20 protein-coding genes and 1 tRNA gene are annotated in these 20,096 nt (G+C 38.5%); 12 read left to right on the top strand and 9 right to left on the bottom strand.

The window, feature by feature from the left end:
• Window positions 1-2: 2 nt before the first annotated feature.
• Window positions 3-74 (top strand) — tRNA-Glu (locus KVT27_RS11955).
• 120 nt (window positions 75-194) lie between these two features.
• Here the strand turns inward: KVT27_RS11955 and KVT27_RS11960 are convergent.
• Genes KVT27_RS11960 through KVT27_RS11970 form a run of 3 tightly spaced genes read right to left on the bottom strand, consistent with a single transcriptional unit; the run spans window position 195 to window position 3,064 of the window.
• A complete protein-coding gene (locus tag KVT27_RS11960) occupies window positions 195-992 on the bottom strand; it encodes an ABC transporter ATP-binding protein (RefSeq protein ID WP_036119819.1) in 798 nt (265 codons plus the stop codon).
• Between the two features lie 15 nt (window positions 993-1,007).
• Window positions 1,008-2,063 carry a FecCD family ABC transporter permease gene (locus KVT27_RS11965; RefSeq protein WP_042737434.1) on the bottom strand — a complete coding sequence of 352 codons (1,056 nt, stop codon included), beginning with the start codon at window positions 2,061-2,063 and terminating at the stop codon, window positions 1,008-1,010.
• A complete protein-coding gene (locus KVT27_RS11970; protein WP_036149501.1) occupies window positions 2,063-3,064 on the bottom strand; it encodes a FecCD family ABC transporter permease in 1,002 nt (333 codons plus the stop codon). Before KVT27_RS11970 ends, KVT27_RS11965 begins: the two co-directional genes overlap by 1 nt.
• A gap of 146 nt (window positions 3,065-3,210) precedes the next feature.
• Between KVT27_RS11970 and KVT27_RS11975 the strand changes: the two genes are divergently transcribed.
• Together KVT27_RS11975 and KVT27_RS11980 are read left to right on the top strand one after the other, a co-directional pair.
• Window positions 3,211-4,206 carry an ABC transporter substrate-binding protein gene (locus tag KVT27_RS11975; RefSeq protein WP_036119813.1) on the top strand — a complete coding sequence of 332 codons (996 nt, stop codon included), beginning with the start codon at window positions 3,211-3,213 and terminating at the stop codon, window positions 4,204-4,206.
• A 116-nt stretch (window positions 4,207-4,322) separates the two neighbouring features.
• A complete protein-coding gene (locus tag KVT27_RS11980) occupies window positions 4,323-5,531 on the top strand; it encodes a diaminopropionate ammonia-lyase (protein WP_217581400.1) in 1,209 nt (402 codons plus the stop codon).
• Window positions 5,532-5,596: 65 nt separating this feature from the next.
• On the opposite strand, the gene KVT27_RS11985 is transcribed toward KVT27_RS11980, so the two are convergent.
• Window positions 5,597-6,910: a trypsin-like peptidase domain-containing protein gene (locus tag KVT27_RS11985; RefSeq protein WP_036149499.1), complete on the bottom strand. Its 1,314-nt coding sequence runs from the start codon at window positions 6,908-6,910 to the stop codon at window positions 5,597-5,599.
• A gap of 176 nt (window positions 6,911-7,086) precedes the next feature.
• Here KVT27_RS11985 and KVT27_RS11990 point away from each other — a divergent pair, with 176 nt between their 5' ends.
• The 3 genes from KVT27_RS11990 (at window position 7,087) to KVT27_RS12000 (ending at window position 9,349) form a co-directional block, all read left to right on the top strand.
• A complete protein-coding gene (locus KVT27_RS11990) occupies window positions 7,087-7,848 on the top strand; it encodes a MerR family transcriptional regulator (protein WP_036119804.1) in 762 nt (253 codons plus the stop codon).
• A 73-nt stretch (window positions 7,849-7,921) separates the two neighbouring features.
• Window positions 7,922-8,374 (top strand): TraR/DksA C4-type zinc finger protein, encoded by a 453-nt coding sequence (locus KVT27_RS11995; RefSeq protein ID WP_036119801.1) that lies wholly within the window; start codon window positions 7,922-7,924, stop codon window positions 8,372-8,374.
• A gap of 45 nt (window positions 8,375-8,419) precedes the next feature.
• Window positions 8,420-9,349, top strand: coding sequence for a dipeptidase (locus tag KVT27_RS12000; RefSeq protein ID WP_150906984.1), 930 nt, complete (start codon window positions 8,420-8,422; stop codon window positions 9,347-9,349).
• Window positions 9,350-9,361: 12 nt separating this feature from the next.
• Here the strand turns inward: KVT27_RS12000 and KVT27_RS12005 are convergent, their stop codons facing one another.
• On the bottom strand, window positions 9,362-10,279 hold the full coding sequence (locus KVT27_RS12005) for a 1,4-dihydroxy-2-naphthoate polyprenyltransferase (RefSeq protein WP_036119796.1): 918 nt from the start codon (window positions 10,277-10,279) through the stop codon (window positions 9,362-9,364).
• 248 nt (window positions 10,280-10,527) lie between these two features.
• Between KVT27_RS12005 and KVT27_RS12010 the strand changes: the two genes are divergently transcribed.
• From KVT27_RS12010 to KVT27_RS12035, 6 genes are all read left to right on the top strand, one after another.
• Window positions 10,528-11,913, top strand: a complete 1,386-nt coding sequence (locus tag KVT27_RS12010; RefSeq protein WP_217581401.1) for an isochorismate synthase — start codon at window positions 10,528-10,530, stop codon at window positions 11,911-11,913.
• Window positions 11,906-13,621: a 2-succinyl-5-enolpyruvyl-6-hydroxy-3-cyclohexene-1-carboxylic-acid synthase gene (gene menD, locus KVT27_RS12015; protein ID WP_217581402.1), complete on the top strand. Its 1,716-nt coding sequence runs from the start codon at window positions 11,906-11,908 to the stop codon at window positions 13,619-13,621. The genes KVT27_RS12010 and menD overlap by 8 nt, the downstream gene beginning before the upstream one ends.
• Complete coding sequence (gene menH, locus KVT27_RS12020; protein ID WP_217581403.1) at window positions 13,618-14,427, top strand: 2-succinyl-6-hydroxy-2,4-cyclohexadiene-1-carboxylate synthase; 810 nt, start codon at window positions 13,618-13,620, stop codon at window positions 14,425-14,427. Before menD ends, menH begins: the two co-directional genes overlap by 4 nt.
• Before the next feature lie 66 nt (window positions 14,428-14,493).
• On the top strand, window positions 14,494-15,312 hold the full coding sequence (gene menB / locus KVT27_RS12025) for a 1,4-dihydroxy-2-naphthoyl-CoA synthase (RefSeq protein ID WP_008180343.1): 819 nt from the start codon (window positions 14,494-14,496) through the stop codon (window positions 15,310-15,312).
• Window positions 15,313-15,508: 196 nt separating this feature from the next.
• Window positions 15,509-16,933: an o-succinylbenzoate--CoA ligase gene (locus KVT27_RS12030; RefSeq protein ID WP_036149489.1), complete on the top strand. Its 1,425-nt coding sequence runs from the start codon at window positions 15,509-15,511 to the stop codon at window positions 16,931-16,933.
• Between the two features lie 142 nt (window positions 16,934-17,075).
• Window positions 17,076-18,254 carry a transglutaminase domain-containing protein gene (locus tag KVT27_RS12035; RefSeq protein WP_036149487.1) on the top strand — a complete coding sequence of 393 codons (1,179 nt, stop codon included), beginning with the start codon at window positions 17,076-17,078 and terminating at the stop codon, window positions 18,252-18,254.
• Here the strand turns inward: KVT27_RS12035 and KVT27_RS12040 are convergent.
• The 4 genes from KVT27_RS12040 to ytzI form a co-directional block, all read right to left on the bottom strand.
• Window positions 18,248-19,273 (bottom strand): metal ABC transporter solute-binding protein, Zn/Mn family, encoded by a 1,026-nt coding sequence (locus tag KVT27_RS12040; RefSeq protein ID WP_036119780.1) that lies wholly within the window; start codon window positions 19,271-19,273, stop codon window positions 18,248-18,250. The genes KVT27_RS12035 and KVT27_RS12040 overlap by 7 nt on opposite strands.
• A gap of 108 nt (window positions 19,274-19,381) precedes the next feature.
• The gene (gene yidD / locus KVT27_RS12045; RefSeq protein ID WP_008180348.1) at window positions 19,382-19,615 is read right to left on the bottom strand and encodes a membrane protein insertion efficiency factor YidD; all 234 of its coding nucleotides are present in this window, start codon (window positions 19,613-19,615) and stop codon (window positions 19,382-19,384) included.
• Window positions 19,612-19,773, bottom strand: a complete 162-nt coding sequence (locus KVT27_RS12050; RefSeq protein WP_191967658.1) for a hypothetical protein — start codon at window positions 19,771-19,773, stop codon at window positions 19,612-19,614. The genes yidD and KVT27_RS12050 overlap by 4 nt, the downstream gene beginning before the upstream one ends.
• A gap of 51 nt (window positions 19,774-19,824) precedes the next feature.
• On the bottom strand, window positions 19,825-19,971 hold the full coding sequence (ytzI, locus tag KVT27_RS12055; RefSeq protein ID WP_094029594.1) for a YtzI protein: 147 nt from the start codon (window positions 19,969-19,971) through the stop codon (window positions 19,825-19,827).
• Window positions 19,972-20,096: the final 125 nt, after the last annotated feature.

Raw genomic sequence — 20,096 nt, forward strand, 5'->3', positions numbered from 1 at the left:
TTGGCCCGTTGGTCAAGTGGTTAAGACACCGCCCTTTCACGGCGGTAACACGGGTTCGAATCCCGTACGGGTCATACTAAGTGCAGTAGATGAATTTACATCTACTGCACTTTTTTTATGAACTGAAAAGAAAAGGTAACAATAAAGCCTTCGCCAGATAATCAATCTGCGAAGGCTTGTTGTGTTTTGAAGACTTACGTAATATTTCGTCCTTTACCATAAGGAATACATAAAGGTGTTCCAAAGATTGGATCTGATGTCATTTGACATTCAAGATCAAATACATGGCTAACTAATTCTGTCGTCATGATCTCTTCAGGCTTACCTTGGCGATAAACTCCTCGATCACGCACAGTAATGATATGATCGGCATAACGACAAGCGAGGTTTATATCATGTAAGACCATAATAATTGTTCGCTTTTGCTGTTGATTTAATTCAAATAATAAATCTAACACTTCTATTTGATGAGTTAGATCTAAATAGGTTGTAGGCTCATCTAAAAGAATAATATCTGTATCTTGAGCAAGTGTCATAGCAATCCATGCACGTTGACGTTGCCCACCTGATAGCTCATCTACTGGTTTATCTCGTAATTGCTCCGTACCTGTTGCTTTTAAGGCGTTTAGCACAATTTCCTCGTCCTTCTCCGTCCATTGCTGGCGCCAACTTTGATAAGGAAATCGTCCTTGTTTAACGAGCTGTAGGACCGTTAAGCCTTCTGGTGCTACTGGTGATTGAGGAAGTATAGAAAGGTTTTTAGCTACTTGCTTTGTAGATAGTTTAAAAATATCTTCGCCATCTAATAACACAGATCCTTTTTTGGGCTTTAATAATCGAGCAATAGAGCGTAAAAGTGTAGATTTGCCACAGCCGTTCGCTCCAATTAAGACAGTAATTTCATTCAAAGGGATAGATAAATTGAGATCTTCGATAATATTGGAATCACCATAACTTAGTGTTAGGGATTTAGTTAATAAGGATTCAGTCATGTTGTATGGACTCCTTTATTTATTAGGATTTCTAAATAATAAATAGATAAAATAAGGAGCACCGATGGCAGCAGTAAAGACACCAGCTGGCACTTCTAAAGGGCTAAACGCAGTACGACCGATAATATCCGCAACCATTACGAGCAATGCTCCAATGGCTGCGGATGTTGGCACAAGTACTCCGAACGATGAACCAACGATACGACGTGCGATATGAGGGGCCATCAACCCTACAAATCCAATTGCCCCCGCAAAGGAAATGGCACTTGCTACTAAGCAGCAACATAAAAGAATTAAATATAGACGAGTTTTTTGAACGGATTGTCCTAATCCTGCTGCTGTATCATCACCTAATTCTTGTACATTTAACTGACGTGTAGTAAAGAACGTGACAAGTAGGAGTATTAGTATTAAGGGCACAACGATTTGAACTTGATCCCAGTCTGCGCTTTTGACGCTCCCAGTAATCCACTTATTTGCTTCACTTGCTTGATAGATTGGACCAATAATCATTAGCATGGTCGTAACGGCTTGCATCAATGCGGATACACTAATACCGATTAAAACAAGACGATTGGGCGTAACACCATCTTTCCATGCAAATAGGTACACCAAACACCCAACTACAGTCGCACCAATAAAACCTGCTAATGGCATCCATTCTATACTGACTGTTAAAGAGTGATTAGAATCACTGAAAATGGCTAAGAAACCAACAACAGCTGCACCGCCCCCAGCAGATATTCCAATAATATCAGGAGAGGCCAGTGGATTTTTAATGATTCCTTGTAAAACGGCCCCTGCTACAGCTAGCGCCATGCCAGTAAACATAGCCATAAAAATTCGGGGCATTCGAAAATCAATAATGATCAACTGATCAAAATCAGAGCCTTGGCCGAAGAGAGTTTGTACAACTTTAATAGGACTAATAAAAGAATCACCGAATGATGCGCTAAGAAAGAAAACCGCGAGTGTTAAAAAGCTAATCACTAGTAATTTTTTCATAGCTTGTACATCTAATAAAAAAGATATTTTTTTCTGAAATAAACGGACTGTTCGTATGTTTTTCATTATTTTTTTCCACCTTTTCGCGCAAGGTAAATAAAGAATGGCGCGCCAATCATTGCGGTCATGACTCCGACTGGTACTTCTTGTGGCATGATGATATATCGAGCTGCGACATCTGCTAACAATAATAAAATGCCTCCAAGTATGGCAGCCATCGGAATAAGCCATCGATGATCTGTGCCGACAAACTTACGCGCAAAATGAGGAACTACAATGCCAATAAAACCAATGGGGCCAGCGATAGCAACAGCACCCCCTGCTAAAAAAATAACAATCAAACCTACAGTTATTTTCATTAACCCTATACGTAATCCAAGTCCTCTAGCCACATCATCTCCTAGCGCAAGAGTATTCATTTTAGGGGAAATGATTAGAGCAGCTATCCACCCGATGATTAAATATGGGAGAACTGAGAGCAGAATTTCGAGTTTTCGCCCTTGGACAGAGCCAGCTAGCCAAAACAATACTTGCTCAAGTTCTGCTTCATTTGTAGCGAGTAACCCTTGTGTAAATGATGCAAAAAGTGCACTAATGGCAGCTCCTGCTAAAGTAATTTTTACGGGTGTTACGGCATCTCTTCCGGAGAAACTGATTGCATAAACAGCTAGTGCCGCGATGGCAGCACCTAGAAAGGCGATCCATGCAAATGATTGTAAACCTGAAATATGGAAAAAAATCATGGCAAAGACAACGGCAAACCCTGCTCCAGCATTTATCCCTAATATTCCAGGAGAAGCTAAAGGATTTTTCGTTAAAGTTTGCATAAGTACACCCGTAATCGCTAACGATGCTCCAACACAACTGGCTATAAGTGCTCTTGGAATACGAACATTTTGAATAATGATATGCTCATTTGAATGGTTAAAATGAAAAAAAGATTCAAGGGTAGTTTGAATAGAAGTATTTGCATAGCCATAGACAATACTAATGCCCATGCAAAGAAGTAGTAGCAAAACCCCTACGATTAAAGCGAACGTTTTAGAATAATTATTTTTTAAAATCATGTTTAAACTATACTCTTTTCTTTCATAATTATTAAAATATGTATTGACACTGATAAGCTCATACAATAAGATTAGTAACGTTCTAAGAGACAAATGAAACTGATTTTCATTCTCGTCAATTATGCTTAAACATTTTATCATATACAATGGGGGAAGAAAAGGTGCAAAAAGAATTTCAAAAACTCTTAGTTTTGCTAGCTATTGTTGCTATTTTTGTTTTGGCAGCATGCGGTAATTCTAACGATGATAAGAAAGAAGAAAGTTCAAAAGAAAGCAATACTTACAGTGTAGAACATGCTATGGGAACAACTGAAGTAAAAGACACACCAAAGCGCATTGTTGTTTTAACAAATGAAGGAACAGAGGCGCTTTTAGCGTTAGGTATTAAGCCAGTTGGTGCGGTACAATCATGGACAGGTGATCCATGGTATGATCATATTAAGGATCAGATGGAAGGTGTCGAAGTAGTCGGCATTGAACATGAAATTAATTTAGAAAAAATTGCTTCATTAAAACCAGATTTAATCATTGGTAATAAATTACGACAAGAAAAAGATTATGCGAAACTTAGCAAAATTGCGCCAACCGTGTTCTCTGAAACACTACGTGGTGATTGGAAAGAGAACTTTGAGTTATACGCAAAAGCAGTAAATCAAGAATCAAAAGGTAAAGAAGTGTTAACAGCTTACGATGATAAGCTACAAGCGTTAAAAGAAAAACTTGGTGATCAAACAAACCAAGAAGTTTCATTTGTCCGCTTTATGGCAGATAAATCTCGTATCTATTACACAGATTCATTCTCAGGTATTATTTTTGATGCGTTAGGATTTAAACGTGTTCCAGCGCAAGCAGATTTATTTAAAGATAATGCAAAGCTAGGAAACTTAGCTGTAGAGGTAGGGAAAGAAGTAATTCCTCAAATGGATGGGGATGTTATTTTCTACTTCACATACATGCCAACAGGTGATGATTCAGCATTAGCAACTGAACAAGAGTGGACACAAGATCCTCTTTGGAAAAACCTTTCTGCTGTCCAAAAAGGTAATGCACATAAAGTAGATGATGTCATTTGGAATACAGCTGGAGGAATTCTAGCTGCTGATATTATGCTAGATCAGGTAGAAGAAATCTTTGCGAAATAATTAATAGATAAGCTATACATTCATCGAAATAAGATGAGTGTATAGTTTTTTTATTTCCGTAAGAGCGTTTTGTATTTTTTAGCGAGATAGACTAAGATGTGGGAGGGGGGATAGATATGAATGAAAAATTAAAATGGGTTCCTAATCAACATTATGTAGGGCAAGATAATGATGAACAAATAACAGCCTTACTTTCGAATTTTACACTAGAACAAGTCAAGAAAGTTAGTCAATTCCAACGTACATATGAGAAGTTTGAAAAGACACCACTCCATCAATTAGCATCATTGGCGTCCTATATGGATGTAGAAAAAATCTGGATAAAAGATGAATCGTTTCGATTTGGTTTGAATGCCTTTAAAGTACTAGGAGGCGTTTATGCTATCGCACAATATGTTGCCAATATGCTCAATAAAGATATTGAAGATCTTTCCTTTGAACAATTAAAGTCATCAGAAATAAAAGATCAGTTGGGTGAGTTAACGTTTATTTCAACAACTGATGGGAACCATGGTCGAGGGGTAGCTTGGGCAGCTCAAGAGCTAGGTTTTCAAGCTAGAATCTATATGCCTGCTGGTAGCGCCAAGGAACGATTACAAAACATTATCAATGAGGGAGCCTATGGTGAAATCACCGCAATGAATTATGATAATACTGTTCGTTATACTTCACAGCTAGCTGAAGAGCATGATTGGGTTTTAATTCAGGATACAATGTGGGATGGCTATGAGGAAATCCCATTATGGATTATGCAGGGCTATACAACTCTAATACAAGAGGCTGTTGAAGAGTTAGAACAAGCACCGACTCATGTGTTTTTACAGGCTGGAGTAGGGTCTTTTGCAGCAGCAGTAGTTGCCTTTTTAGGACAATACTATGAGCAGGAACTGACGATTGTTTTAGTGGAGCCGCATGTAGCTAATTGTTATTATAAAAGCTTTAAAGCGGGGACCAATGAATTTGTAACTGTTGGTGGCGACATGCAAACGATAATGGCAGGGCTTGCGTGTGGCGAACCAAATCCTCAGGCGTGGCAGGTGTTAAAAGCCTATACGAAAGTAAGCATTAGCTGTGGGGAAGAAGTAGCGGCAACAGGAATGCGTATCCTTGGTAATCCATTGAACACCGATACACGCATTGTAGCAGGAGAATCGGGAGCAGCTCCATTTGGTTGTTTTTATGAAATCATGACAAATGATCGTTATAGACAATTAAAAGATTCGTTACAGTTAAATTGCGATGCGAGAGTATTATTAATTAATACAGAGGGTGACACGGATAAAGAAAATTATCGACAAATAATGTGGCATGGAAAATATCAATAGTAATTTAGACGAAAGCCATCGAGAAATTACTCTCGATGGCTTTCATCGTACAAGAAAAGATGATATTAGTGAATTTTAATAGTGGCAATTTTATAAGCACCGTATTCATCTGTGATTACAGTATACGTCTTATACCGATCGTAAAATTGATAATTACCTTGGGCATCATAGAAATCAAAAGTTTCATTCATATCAACATAGTATTGGCCATTCGAATATTGTACATCAAGCACTTCGTTGTTTGTAAAATAGAAGTAATTGCCCTGATACGCAATTTCATTTATATATTTTTCTAGTTCTTTATAAGCAGAACTACTAGGTGCAAGCATATCGGCAATCCAATAAAATTCACCTTCATTAAGGGCCATTTCATAGTATAGGCGGAATGCTTGCACGAATTGCCCTGCTAACAAATTGTCTGCTTCAGTAGTAGTTTCTGTATGACTAGCAGGTTGTTCACTGCTTTCGTATAGATTAGCAACAGAACGAACCTCATTTGCAGAAAGAGGCTGAGCAATCCACCCATCAAATTGGTCTACCATACTGTATAGAGGGATAGAGAAGGCGAAGTGTGTGCTTGTTTCGGTTGTGTAAAGTAGTGAGTTAATCCCAATTACATTTCCTGTATTGACATCCACCAAAGGACCACCACTACTGCCTTTATCAATTTGTGCATCGACCTGATATATTTGTTTGTATATAAAATTTTCAAGCTTCATATCCCGTTTATTGCCTGTTATATAGCCAATGGAGGCTGAATTTTCAAAGCCTTGTGGACTTCCAAAGGCAATGACTTCTAAGCCAATAGGTGATTCTGATGTTTCAATACCTAATGGTGCTGTGTCTTGATAGCTAGGAACATGTATTAAAGCTATATCATAACGATCAGATATACCGACTACTGTACCAGGTGATTCTTGACCCATAGAATTTCGAACCATTACTTCGACTTCACCTTGGACAACATGCGCATTAGTAATAACATACCCCCCTTTTTTATAGAGGAAGCCGGAACCTTGCGCATTGTTAGTTAGAATGGTGAATACCTTTTGCTGAATCTCCTTTATAAGAGTGACACGATCAACCTGCTGTGCATGAGCTTCTTGCTTTTTCGTCAGTTCCTCAGAGGAAACTTGCTTTGTCTCTAAATTTTGATTGTCATTTATTTCCGAGTAAGTGGCTGAATTACTTTTTTTATTGGAGAAGAAATCCCAATAGGCATAGCCCAGCCCACCAATTGCAATGAAACAGACGGACAATACGATAATGGCCCATGTTGGGATACCCTGTTTTGAGGGTGTATTTGTCAATTTAGTACCACAACCCGAGCAAAATTTACTGTCATTTAGATTCTCATGCTGACAATTTGGACATTTCATCCTATTACCCTCCTGTGAAATATTTACTATTTATATCGGTTGGAAAATATAGTTTTATAGGTAGTTATGGAATTATATGAACGGACAGGATGATTATAGGAAGAGAAAAAAATTATTTTTCCTATTGACCTTAACGTTGCGTCAAAGTTTACAGTAGCAGTAATGGAGGTGAAAACATGGAATATACAATTCAAGAGCTTGCCCAATTGTCTGGTGTAAGTACGAGAACTCTACGGTATTATGATGAAATTGGGTTACTAAAACCAGCTAGAACCAATGAGGCAGGCTATCGATTTTACGGTCAATCTGAAGTCGATTTGCTGCAGCAGATTTTATTTTACCGAGCATTGGATATGAAGCTAGCAACTATTCAGGATATTATTCAAGCTCCTCATTTTCAACATTCCGAGGCGCTAAAGTCACACAAAGCTGCTCTGCTTAAACGTAAAGAACAGCTTGAGACGATCTTACAGACGGTAGAAAAAACGATATTATCAATTGAGGGGGAAAGACCTATGTCAAATGAAGAAAAATTTAATGGATTTAAAGAAAAGCTAATCGAGGATAATGAAAATAAATATGGTCAAGAAATTCGTTCCAAATATGGAGATAAAACGGTAGATGCTTCCAATGCTAAGCTCATGAATATGACAGAGGAACAATTTCAGGCAATGCAGCAATTGGAGCAGCAAATGTTTGAACGTTTAACAGAAGCAATGGAGTTGGGAGACGCAACAAGTGATATTGCAATGGAAGTCGCAGAGCTCCATAAACGATGGTTGAGCTTTTCATGGAAAGAATATTCTAAAGAGGCACATGCAGGACTCGCTCAAATGTATATAGCAGATGAACGTTTCACCGCTTATTACGACGAGCGTAGTGTAGTGGGAGCTGCGCAGTTTTTACACGATGCAATCGTAGCTTATACGAGTAAATAAATAAACCTTCCTTATGCTGATGTTTTAGAAACAATAAATTAGGAAAAAATGAAAGCATAAGGAGGAGATTTTTTTGGATCAACAAGTTATGCAAAAATTAAAAAGACAATTGGAGCAAGAATTACAAGAAATCGAAAAGCGAATAGATGAATCAGAGCGTCCCCAAGCGACAGAGCTATCAAATTATGATAATCATCCAGCTGATAATGCCAGTGATTTAACAGATCAGCTTACAGAAATGGCTATTGATGAGCATCGTGGCGACAATGCAGAGGAAATAAAAGAAGCTCTTCAAGCAATGGCTGACGGAACATATGGCAAATGTACTGTCTGTGGTAAAGAGATTCCAATTGGACGTTTAGAGGCTATGCCGCAAGCTCTGACATGTGTTGAGCATGCGGAAAAGAAAGAGGATCATTTACGACCAGTGGAGGAGGATGTGCTTTCTTCAACACCAAGATCAGATGATTTTATAGAGCTTGAAGAATTTGGTTCTTCTGATACACCACAGGATAAAAATCAGTAAGTATTTTCCTTGCTAAAGCAGTATAATAGCTGTAGAGGTGAGAAGATGAACATTATTGATTTACATTGTGATGCACTTTTGAAATTAACAACGCTTGAAGCGGCTAGTTTTGCAGAGGATGTGCGTATACACGTCAATCAAAAAAGACTGCAGTTAGGGCAAATTAAAGCTCAAGTATTCGCCATCTTTATTGACCCAGCAATCCCTCAAAACCAACAATTTCTTGAAGTCATTCGCCAAATGGAAGCATTTCATACCCACGTATTACAAACAGAGGGCATGGTGCATATTACAGATTGGGCACAGTTAGAACAATTGGCTCCCCATGAAATAGGAGCTATCTTAAGCTTAGAAGGTTGTAGCGCAATTGGCGATGATTTAACAAAGCTAATTGCTGTACTTGATGCAGGTGTCAAATTAGTCGGTTTAACGTGGAATGAAGAAAATGCTGTTGCCCATGGAGCGGAACAAGATGCAAGTCTTGGATTGAAATCATTTGGTAAAGAAGTCATTCAACTATTAAATGACCGTGATATTATTATTGATGTCTCCCATTTAAACGAACAAAGCTTTTGGGATGTGTTACCGTTAGCAAAGCATATTATTGCTAGTCATAGTAATGCACGAGCATTATGTGATCATCCTCGCAATTTAACTGATGCACAAGCGAAGGCCCTTGTAAAACATGGAGGGCATATCCATGTTGTTTATTATCCACTCTTTATTGGTGGTCAAGATGCAACACTAGAACAATTGGTAAATCATGTGGAGCATTTAGCCAATTTAGTAGGTGTCGAGCATATAGGGTTGGGCTCAGATTTTGATGGCATAGATATGACCGTAAAAGGATTAGCTCATGCGGGAGAGGCTCAAAATTTATTAGAGGCATTACGAAGTCGCTTTTCAGAGGAAGAGGTACATGGCATCGCTAGTCAAAATTTCATACGGTATGTAAAAAAAGCAGCAACCCGATAAGGCTGCCGCATTTTAAAAGAAATAATCCATTAACAAACCAATTCCTAATAGGAAGCCGAAGATTGTATTCGTTTGCGCTGTATATTTCATCGCAGGCATCACTTCTTTGGCTTCTTTTTTATCTCTGAATATTTGAATGGCACGTAATGGTTTAGGGATACTTAAGAAAATAATCAAAGCCCAAAAAGTAATGCCATCAATTGCAACAAGGGCGATCACCCATAAGTATGAAACGATAAAAAATCCTGATAGCACGGAGATTGCATTATCACGTCCTACCAAAATAGCCAATGTTTTGCGTCCACCTTCTGTATCGCCAACAATATCACGAATATTATTGGATAGCATAATAGCACCAACTAAAATCATACTTGGAACGGAAAGTAAGACGGCATCCAATGTTACTGTAAGCGTTTGAATATAGAAAGCAATCAAAACGATTCCCATCCCCATTACTGCCCCAGAAATAATTTCTCCAAAAGGTGAATAGGCGATTGGATATGGCCCACCTGTATATAAGAAACCAATCAGCATACAAACTAGTCCGACAGCAGCTAACCACCATGATGTGGAGGCACATATGTAAATGCCAAGTAGCACGGCAATAGCATAAAAGCTTAGCGCAATCATCATAATCGTTTTTGGTTGTACACCATGACGGACAATCGTTCCGCCAATTCCGACAGAATGCTCGTTATCTAATCCTAATTTGTAATCATAATATTCATTGAACATATTCGTTGCTGCTTGAATAAGCATACTTGCAATGAGCATAGCAAAAAATAGTCCAAAATCAATTGTTTCTTTTTCAATTGCTAGTGCAATTGCTGTTCCTAGGAATACTGGAACAAATGAAGCGGTTAAAGTATGTGGACGTGTTAAATGCCACCAAACTTTAAAACCCCTATCAGCTTCAATGACTTTGGTCATAAGGTCTTTCTCTCCTTCAAATGTTGTCGACTCTTCTTATTTTAAACGAAGATTGAGAAAATGGGTAGGTTCACAGCTTATTACATACTGTAAAATGAAAAAAAGTGATACAATAGAACATGCATTTATGAACTGAAAATAAAAATAGGGTGGATAGCAACAGTACGAATGACACGGTTGCCAGCTCCAAAAATGATGTATTTTCGCCATCATTTATTATGTACACTGCAACAACGGAGGTAATTTTCATGCAACAGAAGTGGTACCAAGCCACAGAAGTAGAAGTGGACTCTTTGGGCCAAAGCCTTCATTTTTATATGGAAACAATGGAAGTGAGTCACCTATCTGCATTAGCATTTTATGCAGCAGGTGAAGAGTGCTATAAAGGTGAACGATTTTATTGGCAAAATAGAGAAAAAACAATGACATTAGTTGGGCTAGGACATGCCCATACCATTCAAAATAATAAAAAAAATGATCGTTTTGATGCTGTAGAAGCTGAATGGAAGGGTTTAACAAAGAACTGTCTGAAAGGACAAAGCGAGCTCCAACCTATTTTGTTCGGGGGCTTTACATTTGATCCACAAAATAATGTTGCTGGGGAATGGACGGGTTTTCCAGAGGCTTATTTTGCATTAGCGACTTTTCAGCTTGTCATACGAGATGATAAGGCATATGTGAGCATTCATCTTCTGACACAGGATCGGGATGGTGAGGCTCAGTTTGAGGCATTGAGAAAAGAGCGAGATCATTTAGTTCATGCCGCACAGGTGAAGGAAGTGAAAACGTATTCAAAGCCTGAAATATCAAGCTACTTTGAGCCTTATAAAGACCCTTATTTAGCTTCTATTGACCAAGTGACAGCATTAATTAAGCAAAAGAAAGCGGATAAGGTTGTTATTGCACGATCACTTGCACTGCAATTTAAAGAGCAAGTAACTGCTCCACAAGTGCTGTCGCAAATTATCCATGAACAACCAGAAAGTTATTTATTCGGCTTAGAGCATGAAAATCTATTGTTCTTCGGAGCATCACCTGAGCGCCTTGTAAAAGTGGAGGGTGGTCGAGCATTTTCTTCATGTGTTGCTGGTTCAATTAAGAGAGGAAAAACAGCAGAAGAAGACGAGGCTTATGGACAAAGCTTGTTACAGGATCCAAAAAACGGAGGGGAACACCAATATGTTGTCGATATGATTGCAGACACATTCCGAAAAAATTGTGTGGATATCACCCTTCCTGAAAGTCCACGTCTATTAAAAATACGAGATATTCAACATTTATATACACCTATCGAAGGACAGCTCAATAAGGATGCTACGATATTACAGCTCACAAAAACTTTACATCCTACTCCAGCATTAGGAGGCGTACCACGTATGGAGGCATTGGCAGCTATTCGTAAGTATGAACCGATGAATCGAGGCTTGTATGCTGCACCAATTGGCTGGTTAGATGCAGAGGGAAATGGAGAATTTGCAGTCGCGATACGGTCAGCTGCATTGCTTCATGATAAGGCTTATTTATATGCCGGTGGCGGAATTGTAGCAGATTCAGAACCACAATCTGAATATGATGAAACATTAGTAAAATTCCGTCCAATGCTTCGTGCGCTAGGAGGACAATTACATGAGTGAACGGAAAATTCTAACAGATTATGTTTATAAAATGGTCGCGTCGTTAGTACAAGCTGGGGTAGAAACTGTTGTCGTTAGTCCAGGCTCACGTTCAACGCCTCTTGCCTACGCGGTCGCTTCCACAAAACAAATAAAAATGTATCGTCAAGTAGATGAACGCTCAGCTGCTTTCTTTGCTTTAGGGCTTGCGAAAGCTACTGCTAAGCCTGTTGTTCTCTTATGTACATCCGGTACAGCAGCAGCAAACTACTTTCCTGCAATTGTTGAGGCAAACTATGCTCGTGTGCCGCTAATTGTCATCACGGCTGATCGACCACATGAATTACGAGAGGTAGGTGCACCGCAGGCAATTAATCAGCCTCATTTATATGGTTCACATGTGAAATGGAGTGTAGATTTTCCATTAGCAGATGGCGCTGCTCCTACATTGCCTTTTATCGAACGTCATATTGCACGAGCAGTAGCAATTGCTACCAGTGCACCTTTTGGACCAGTGCATATGAATGTTCCTTTCCGAGAGCCTTTATTAATTGATTTTCAGGATGAATTGCCAACCATGACATTTAAACATAGCAGCATGGGACAATTAATCCCAACAAGCGCTGCTATGCAGGAACTTTCCTCTATTTTAACGTCGACTAAAAGAGGCTTTATTATTGTTGGAGAATTAGCACTTGGCACGGACCTAGCGTTTGTCTGGGAATTTGTACGTCAGTTGAAATGGCCAGTCATAGTAGAAAGCTTGTCAAATATGCGTGCAGCTGTACCAGAGGATTGCTTACCATATCTCGTGACTACCTACGATGCCATTATGAAGAGTGAGGATTTTAAGGCACTTGTTCAGCCGGATACAGTTTTACGTATAGGGGCACAGCCTGTTTCAAAATTTATCATGCAATTTATTACAAAAACAGAGCCAAATGCTTATGTCATTATTGATGAAGATCCTATGTTTAGAGATGCTACTGGCGTATCTACACATTTTATTCATGCAAAAATCGATCAATGGTTAACACAATTAGCCATTACTAACACGGCATTTGAGGAAGCATACTTAGCCGAATGGCAAAAAGCCAATCAGTTGGCTGCTACTTATATTGAACAGTATTCAGAGATAGAAAAAGATGAAGGTGCAATGGTCAGTCGTTTACTGAAAATGATTCCTGATGGTAGCGATATATTCGTTAGCAGTAGTATGCCAGTGCGTGATATTGATACATTTTTATTAGCAACACCGAAGGATATACGTTTCTTTGCGAATCGTGGGACGAATGGGATTGATGGAGTAGTATCTACAGCATTGGGCTTTAGTGAAGGAAATGACCGAGAAACCTATTTATTGATTGGTGATTTAGCCTTTCTACATGATGTGAATGGGCTGATTGCTTCTAGATACCAAGAATGTAACTTAACCATTATTGTAATGAATAATGATGGTGGAGGTATTTTTTCATATTTACCTCAATCAACAGTAGAAGCCCATTACGAGGATCTTTTTGGCACACCGACTGCACTTGAATTCCATAATATTGCCCATATGTATAATATGGATTATATACGAGTAGATACTATCTCTGAATTATCAGAGAAGTTTTCATCTGACAAAAAACGACCTTTACGCTTAATTGAAATATTTACTGATAGAGCAGAGAACGTTCAGGCTCATCGAGCGTTATGGAATCGTATTAATGCGGAGTTTAAAGCATGAAGAGCTTATTAATCCGAGGACTTAAAACCCATGTGGACATATGGAATGAAAACGGTAGCCATACATTAGTTGCTTTACATGGATTTACGGGAAGCACGGCTACCTGGTGCAATCTGGCACGAGCTCTTCCGGATGTCCGTGTTATTGCGATTGATTTAATTGGGCATGGGCAAACAGCTACTCCAGAGCAAACTAAGCGTTTTTCAATAGAGGAACAATTACAGGACTTAGAGGAATTGTTTTGTCAGCTCCATATGGAGAAGTTTACATTGTTGGGCTATTCAATGGGAGGCAGAATTGCATTATCTTATGCCATTGCGTTTCCTGAACGTATTCAAAAGCTTATTTTAGAAAGTGCATCTCCCGGTTTACGAACAATAGAGGAAAGACGTGAACGTAGTGAGAGAGATGACATTTTAGCACAAAAAATCATCACTAATGGGTTAGTCTCTTTTGTGAATGCATGGGAGAATATACCGCTTTTTGCATCACAGCGTCATCTTCCTGACACTGTGCGAAAGGCTATTCGTGCAGAAAGACTTTCACAGAGGGAAGAAGGATTGGCTGGTAGCTTAAGAGGGGTTGGAACAGGAACCCAGCCTTCAAATTGGCACCACTTGGACCAACTGGATATACCTGTGCTACTGATTACGGGTTCATTAGATGAGAAATTTTGTAAAATTGCACTAGAAATGAAAGCGCTATTAAAAACTGTTAGGCATATGACAGTAATTGATGCTGGACATGCAATTCATGTGGAAAATCCCGCTGAGTTTGCTACAATAGTAGAGGAGTATATAACGTAATATTATACTTGTTACGTTAGCGCCTCGATAATAACGAGACGAATTTAGAATATAGGAGGCAATTCAATGACACGTCAATGGACTTCATTACATACTTATGAAGATATTAAGTATGAGTTCTATAACGGAATCGCAAAAATTACGATTAATCGTCCAGAAGTGCGTAATGCATTCCGCCCAAAAACGGTTATGGAAATGATTGATGCATTTTCACGTGCACGCGATGATAAAAATATCGGTGTAATTATTTTAACAGGTGAAGGTGAACATGCCTTCTGCTCAGGCGGAGATCAAAAAGTTCGTGGTCATGGTGGCTACGTAGGAGACGATGAAATCCCACGTCTAAACGTTCTTGATTTACAACGTTTAATCCGTGTAATTCCTAAACCTGTAGTGGCAATGGTTGCAGGCTATGCAATTGGTGGAGGACACGTATTACATGTTGTTTGTGATTTAACAATTGCTGCTGACAACGCTCGCTTTGGACAAACAGGTCCAAAAGTAGGGTCATTTGATGCTGGTTACGGCTCAGGCTATCTTGCTCGTATTATTGGACATAAAAAGGCTCGTGAAATTTGGTACCTTTGCCGTCAATACGATGCACAACAAGCGCTTGATATGGGCTTAGTTAATACAGTGGTTCCTTATGACCAATTAGAAGATGAAACTGTTCAATGGTGTGAAGAAATGCTACAAATGTCACCAACTGCATTGCGCTTCTTAAAAGCAGCGATGAATGCAGATACAGACGGCTTAGCAGGTCTTCAACAAATGGCTGGTGACGCTACACTTCTTTACTACACAACAGATGAAGCAAAAGAAGGTCGCGACGCTTTCAAAGAAAAACGTCAACCAGACTTTGGCCAATTCCCAAGATTCCCTTGATTTATTAGCTAGGGTGCTTGTAAAGCTCGTATCTATTAGAGATACGAGCTTTTTTGTATGCCTGGGAAATTGGGAGTGGTGGATAGAAGAAAAGTGACGGATAAAACAAAATTATAGCGTTTTAAAAGCAAATGCATCACGAATAGACAAGCGCTAGGGTAAAGCGTTAAGATGTAGGGTGATTGGAGTGACAAATATGTATCCGAATTGGATTATACAGCGTGCCTATTTAACACCGTTACGTAAGGCATTAACTTATAAAGAACAAAGTTGGACTTTTTTAGAGTTGAATGATTTATCTAGTAAGCGTGCTCGCCAATTAGTGGGACTGGGTATAAAGCGGGGTGATCGGATTGCCATCATGGGGCCAAGTAAACCAGAGCTTGTAATTACCATGTATGCTTGCATGCATCTACAATGTGAGATGGTTATGCTAAATCGTAGGTTGTCACAGGATGAACTTGGCTACCAGTTAGCGGATTCTGAGGCAGTTGCCGTATTGATTGCGGATGAAGATGTAAATAAGTTGCCTGCAAATACGGCTCATTATTTATTTTCAACGATTGAAGAGGGGGAAGAAGGTACATTCGATATAGGAAAGGAATGGCCTTTGGATCAAACAACAACAATTATGTATACCTCTGGGACAACAGGCTTTCCAAAGGGGGTCCGTCAAACGGTAGGTAACCATCAGGCTAGTGCAACGGCCTCGGTTTTAAATATTGGCCTACAGGCTGACGATGTTTGGCTATGTGCTGTTCCATTATTCCATATTAGTGGATTTTCGATATTAGTGCGTTCACTGTTATATGGCAATCAAGTCTATTTATATGATCATTTTGATGTAGAAGCTATTACGGATCATATTATGAATGGTGAAGTAACGCATATGTCAGTTGTAGCTGTGACGTTGGAAAGAATTTTACATACGTTGGAGCAACATAAAGCTAAAGCTTCCTCCCGTTTTAAATTAATGCTTGCTGGTGGAGGACCAGTGCCAGCTGACTACTTAGCGCGAGCACATACGTTAAACTTAGCTGTAGCTCAAACATATGGTATGACGGAAACCTCCTCACAAACAGCTACATTAGCAAGTGAGGATGCGATTCGGAAAATTGGCTCTGCCGGAAAGCCTTTATTTTTTAATCAAATCAAAATTGTAGAACCCAACACGCAAGGCGAAGGAGAAATTTGCATTAGAGGACCCCATGTTACACCTGGCTATATCGGCCGTTTTGCACAAAAAAGCGCCACGCGAGATGGCTGGTTGTATACGGGAGATATTGGCTATCTAGATGAAGATGGTTATTTATTTGTCATAGATCGCAGAGCAGATTTGATAATTTCTGGTGGAGAAAATATATATCCCGCAGAAATAGAGAATGTACTGCTTATGCATCCAGCTGTTAAGGAGGCGGGTGTATGTGGTGCCGATGATAAGCAATGGGGACAAGTACCGGTTGCTTTTGTTGTGTTGAATGATCAAGTATCTGTCGAACATTTACAAGCTTTCTGTCAACAGAAGCTGGCTAAATATAAGTTGCCAAAGGAAATTATTATAACAAACAGTCTCCCACGAAACGGAGCAGATAAGCTGCTTAGACGAAAATTACTACAATAAAATACACGTAAAAAAGAAGCCTTTTGTACGCTAGGCTTCTTTTTATTTTGTAAATATTTGAACTTTTAGCATGAAATTAATCATTCATTAACATAATAAAAAAGGAGAGGCATAAACTATTTAGTAAAGGAGAATGACTCATATGAGGAAATATATATATAATGCTGTCATTATATTATTTGTTCTACAAATGAGTCATGTGCAAGTTTTTGCAAACTATGAAAAAGATGATGTAGCAACTGCTGATTCAATTAAAACACTACAATCTCTCATTAATAAAGAAGTTATGCAGCTATCAACGGAATTCTCTATTTACTATACTGGTGACATATCTGATATTAAAGATGAACTAACAGACATTACGAAAGGTGCGATTCAAAACTCTTATATTTATACTAATATTTCTAGCTTTAAATGGAAGTATGATGGTTATAACAAAAATATAGCTATTGCTTTTACATTTACCTATCATCTTTCACAAACAGAGGAAGCAATTGTCGAGCAAACATTGACGGATATTATTGCACCTATGCAAGGATTAAGCGACATACAAAAATTACAGGCTGCACATGATTTTATTGTTCTAACTGCGGAATATTCAAAAGAAACAGAAGGAAGTCAATATTCCCCTTACACGCTACTGACAGAAAATAAGGGAGTCTGTCAGGCATATGCATTAGTGCTTTTTCGAATGCTAGAAATGCTGGGCTTTGAGGTGCAATATGTACCTGGAAAAGTGGGCGAGCAGCTCCATGCCTGGGTATTAGTGAAACTTGATCATAATTGGTATCATATCGATGTGACGTGGGATGATCCATTACCTGACCGGAAGGGGGAAGTACGTTATCAATACTTCCTAGTGTCGGATCGCCAATTATCACAGGATCATACATGGGATTATGCAAGCTTTCCAGCTGCAACAAGTGAGAAATATTCTGAAATGCAGGAAGTAACAAAAAGACAAAGTGTAACAACGCCTTTGCATGAAGGTTTTAATCCAAATAAGGGTATATCTATAATGGACGAAAATAGGCTAGCCAACAAACCATTCATAGAAAAGCCTACAAAATTTGTTTCACAAAACCAGAACGATTCAAACACTATAGATTCTTTTGACGTTAATGAATGGGCAACGATTTTAGTAGAAAGTATGGTGGCTTTCCTAGTGCCTCATTCAAAAGAAATTCAAGTGTCCCAAACAACGAAGCGGTTCCTATCGATTGAGCGAACAGAAAAACAAATGCCGCAAGAAAAATACGTCATAATAAAGGAGGTGTCCCATCCAGTTTCGGGGCACCTCCTTCTTTCAATCAATTATTGACTGCTTAAAGCTTTATCTAATGTTTGAATGTTTTTCTTCATCAATGTGAAGTAAGTTTCCTTATTTTTTTCATCGTCGGCCGTTAATACACTTAAATTATGCAATACAAGTGATTCTGCACCAACTTCTTTTTGAATGACCTCTGCTAATTTAGAAGAGACATTTTGTTCAAATAAAATATAGTGAATATGCAATTCATTAGCTTTATCAACAATCGATGTTAGTTCTTTTTGTGATGGTTCATTTTGAGAATTTAAGCCAGCGATAGGTACTTGTGTTAGACCGTATTGACCTGCAATATAGCCGAATGCTGCATGAGATACAAAAAATGTTTTATTTTGTGCTTGATCAGCCATTGCTTTAAATTCACCATCTAAATCTTGTAATTCTTTTACCAATGCCTCGTAATTTTGATTAAAAGTAGATTCTTGTGCAGGCATTTTTTCAACTAACGTGTTTTTAATAGCAAGTGCTAAATCCTGACTAATTGTTGGAGACAGCCAAACATGAGGGTCGATATCTCCATGCTCATGGTCGTCATGTCCGTGATCTTCTTCTGCATGATCGTGTTCTTCTTCTGTTGTCGCATGCTCATGGTCATGGTGTTCATCTTCAGCATGCACATGACCTGTGCTGATAGCTAATTTTTCATCAGATACCTCATCAGCAGTTGCCACCATTGTGACATCTTCATTGGCTAAAGTCTTTTTAGCATTTTCAACAAAGCCCTCAAGTCCTAAGCCAATATAGAAAAAGATAGTAGCATCTGCTAATTTCATCATATCCTTTTGTGTTGGTTCAAATGTATGTTCATTAGCACCCGCAGGATAAATAGAAGAAACATCCACAAAGTCACCGCCAATACGCTGTGCAAAATAGCTTAAAGGATAAACAGTAGTATAAATTGTTAATTTATCCGTCTCATTAGAAGATTTTGGGGAAGTAGATGATTGATCTCCGCAAGCAGCGGTAAACAGGGCAAGAACTGTGACTAGCAATAATACATAAACTTTTTTCATATAATATAATCCCTTTCTTAAATAGTAACCATTACGATTTATTTTTTAGAACAGTTATTATAATAACGCACAACTTCAAAAAGTACAAGAAAAAATGACCTCCGAAAATTAATTCTTTTTCGAAGGCCATTTTTCTGGCACTGGATCAAAGCCACCAGGATGAAAAGGATGGCATTTGGATATACGTGTAATAGTTAGAATAAAACCTTTTAGCGCCCCATGCTTTTGAAAAGCTTCGAGGCCATAAGAAGAACATGTGGGATGGAAACGACAAGTAGGTGGCGTCATAGGTGAGATGTATTTTCTGTAAAACTTAATGAGCCAAATAAAGGGATATTTCATCGTTGTTCTTCCTCTTGTTGCGATGTAAATTGTTCTGGCTTTGCGTCAATTGTTTGCGTAAAGATAGTATTTTTTTTCTTGATAATGAAAATGACAGAAAGACCGAACATTAACATCATCATAGCAATCATAATAATAATTGGTAATGGTACACCCATTGCTTTCACTCCAAATTCAATTAATAAAATTTATAAATAATGAATGACTTGCTAGTTCTCCTCTTGATGATAGCTTTGTTTAGGTTTTTCATCAACGGTATGTTTAAAAGCATAGGCACGGTTGACACTGATAACTGTCGCAATAGTGATAATAATAACGATGATGATTGCGACGATTAAGAGCGTAGTTAAACTCATCATACTCACTCCGTTCTTTGTTCATCATACTTATTATAAGTGATATGGGCATTTTAATTGTGAAGGAAGTTTGACATTCCAAAGAATAAAACAACATCATTCTCTCCATACTATGGGAAAAGGAG

Origin of the sequence: Lysinibacillus sp. GbtcB16 (genome assembly GCF_019091145.1) — a bacterium.
Classification (GTDB): Bacteria; Bacillota; Bacilli; order Bacillales_A; family Planococcaceae; genus Lysinibacillus; species Lysinibacillus fusiformis.

Excerpts from the sequence above, each read along its gene's own strand:
- KVT27_RS12030 (WP_036149489.1), top strand. The coding sequence starts at position 15,509 with ATGTATCCGAATTGGATTATACAGCGTGCCTATTTAACACCGTTACGT.
- menH (WP_217581403.1), top strand. The coding sequence starts at position 13,618 with ATGAAGAGCTTATTAATCCGAGGACTTAAAACCCATGTGGACATATGG.
- menD (WP_217581402.1), top strand. The coding sequence starts at position 11,906 with ATGAGTGAACGGAAAATTCTAACAGATTATGTTTATAAAATGGTCGCG.
- KVT27_RS11990 (WP_036119804.1), top strand. The coding sequence starts at position 7,087 with ATGGAATATACAATTCAAGAGCTTGCCCAATTGTCTGGTGTAAGTACG.
- yidD (WP_008180348.1), bottom strand. The coding sequence starts at position 19,615 with ATGAAATATCCCTTTATTTGGCTCATTAAGTTTTACAGAAAATACATC.
- KVT27_RS11965 (WP_042737434.1), bottom strand. The coding sequence starts at position 2,063 with ATGAAAAACATACGAACAGTCCGTTTATTTCAGAAAAAAATATCTTTT.
- KVT27_RS11985 (WP_036149499.1), bottom strand. The coding sequence starts at position 6,910 with ATGAAATGTCCAAATTGTCAGCATGAGAATCTAAATGACAGTAAATTT.
- KVT27_RS11970 (WP_036149501.1), bottom strand. The coding sequence starts at position 3,064 with ATGATTTTAAAAAATAATTATTCTAAAACGTTCGCTTTAATCGTAGGG.
- KVT27_RS12010 (WP_217581401.1), top strand. The coding sequence starts at position 10,528 with ATGCAACAGAAGTGGTACCAAGCCACAGAAGTAGAAGTGGACTCTTTG.
- menB (WP_008180343.1), top strand. The coding sequence starts at position 14,494 with ATGACACGTCAATGGACTTCATTACATACTTATGAAGATATTAAGTAT.
- ytzI (WP_094029594.1), bottom strand. The coding sequence starts at position 19,971 with ATGAGTTTAACTACGCTCTTAATCGTCGCAATCATCATCGTTATTATT.
- KVT27_RS12040 (WP_036119780.1), bottom strand. The coding sequence starts at position 19,273 with ATGAAAAAAGTTTATGTATTATTGCTAGTCACAGTTCTTGCCCTGTTT.
- KVT27_RS12035 (WP_036149487.1), top strand. The coding sequence starts at position 17,076 with ATGAGGAAATATATATATAATGCTGTCATTATATTATTTGTTCTACAA.
- KVT27_RS12000 (WP_150906984.1), top strand. The coding sequence starts at position 8,420 with ATGAACATTATTGATTTACATTGTGATGCACTTTTGAAATTAACAACG.
- KVT27_RS12050 (WP_191967658.1), bottom strand. The coding sequence starts at position 19,773 with ATGGGTGTACCATTACCAATTATTATTATGATTGCTATGATGATGTTA.
- KVT27_RS12005 (WP_036119796.1), bottom strand. The coding sequence starts at position 10,279 with ATGACCAAAGTCATTGAAGCTGATAGGGGTTTTAAAGTTTGGTGGCAT.
- KVT27_RS11960 (WP_036119819.1), bottom strand. The coding sequence starts at position 992 with ATGACTGAATCCTTATTAACTAAATCCCTAACACTAAGTTATGGTGAT.
- KVT27_RS11980 (WP_217581400.1), top strand. The coding sequence starts at position 4,323 with ATGAATGAAAAATTAAAATGGGTTCCTAATCAACATTATGTAGGGCAA.
- KVT27_RS11975 (WP_036119813.1), top strand. The coding sequence starts at position 3,211 with ATGGGGGAAGAAAAGGTGCAAAAAGAATTTCAAAAACTCTTAGTTTTG.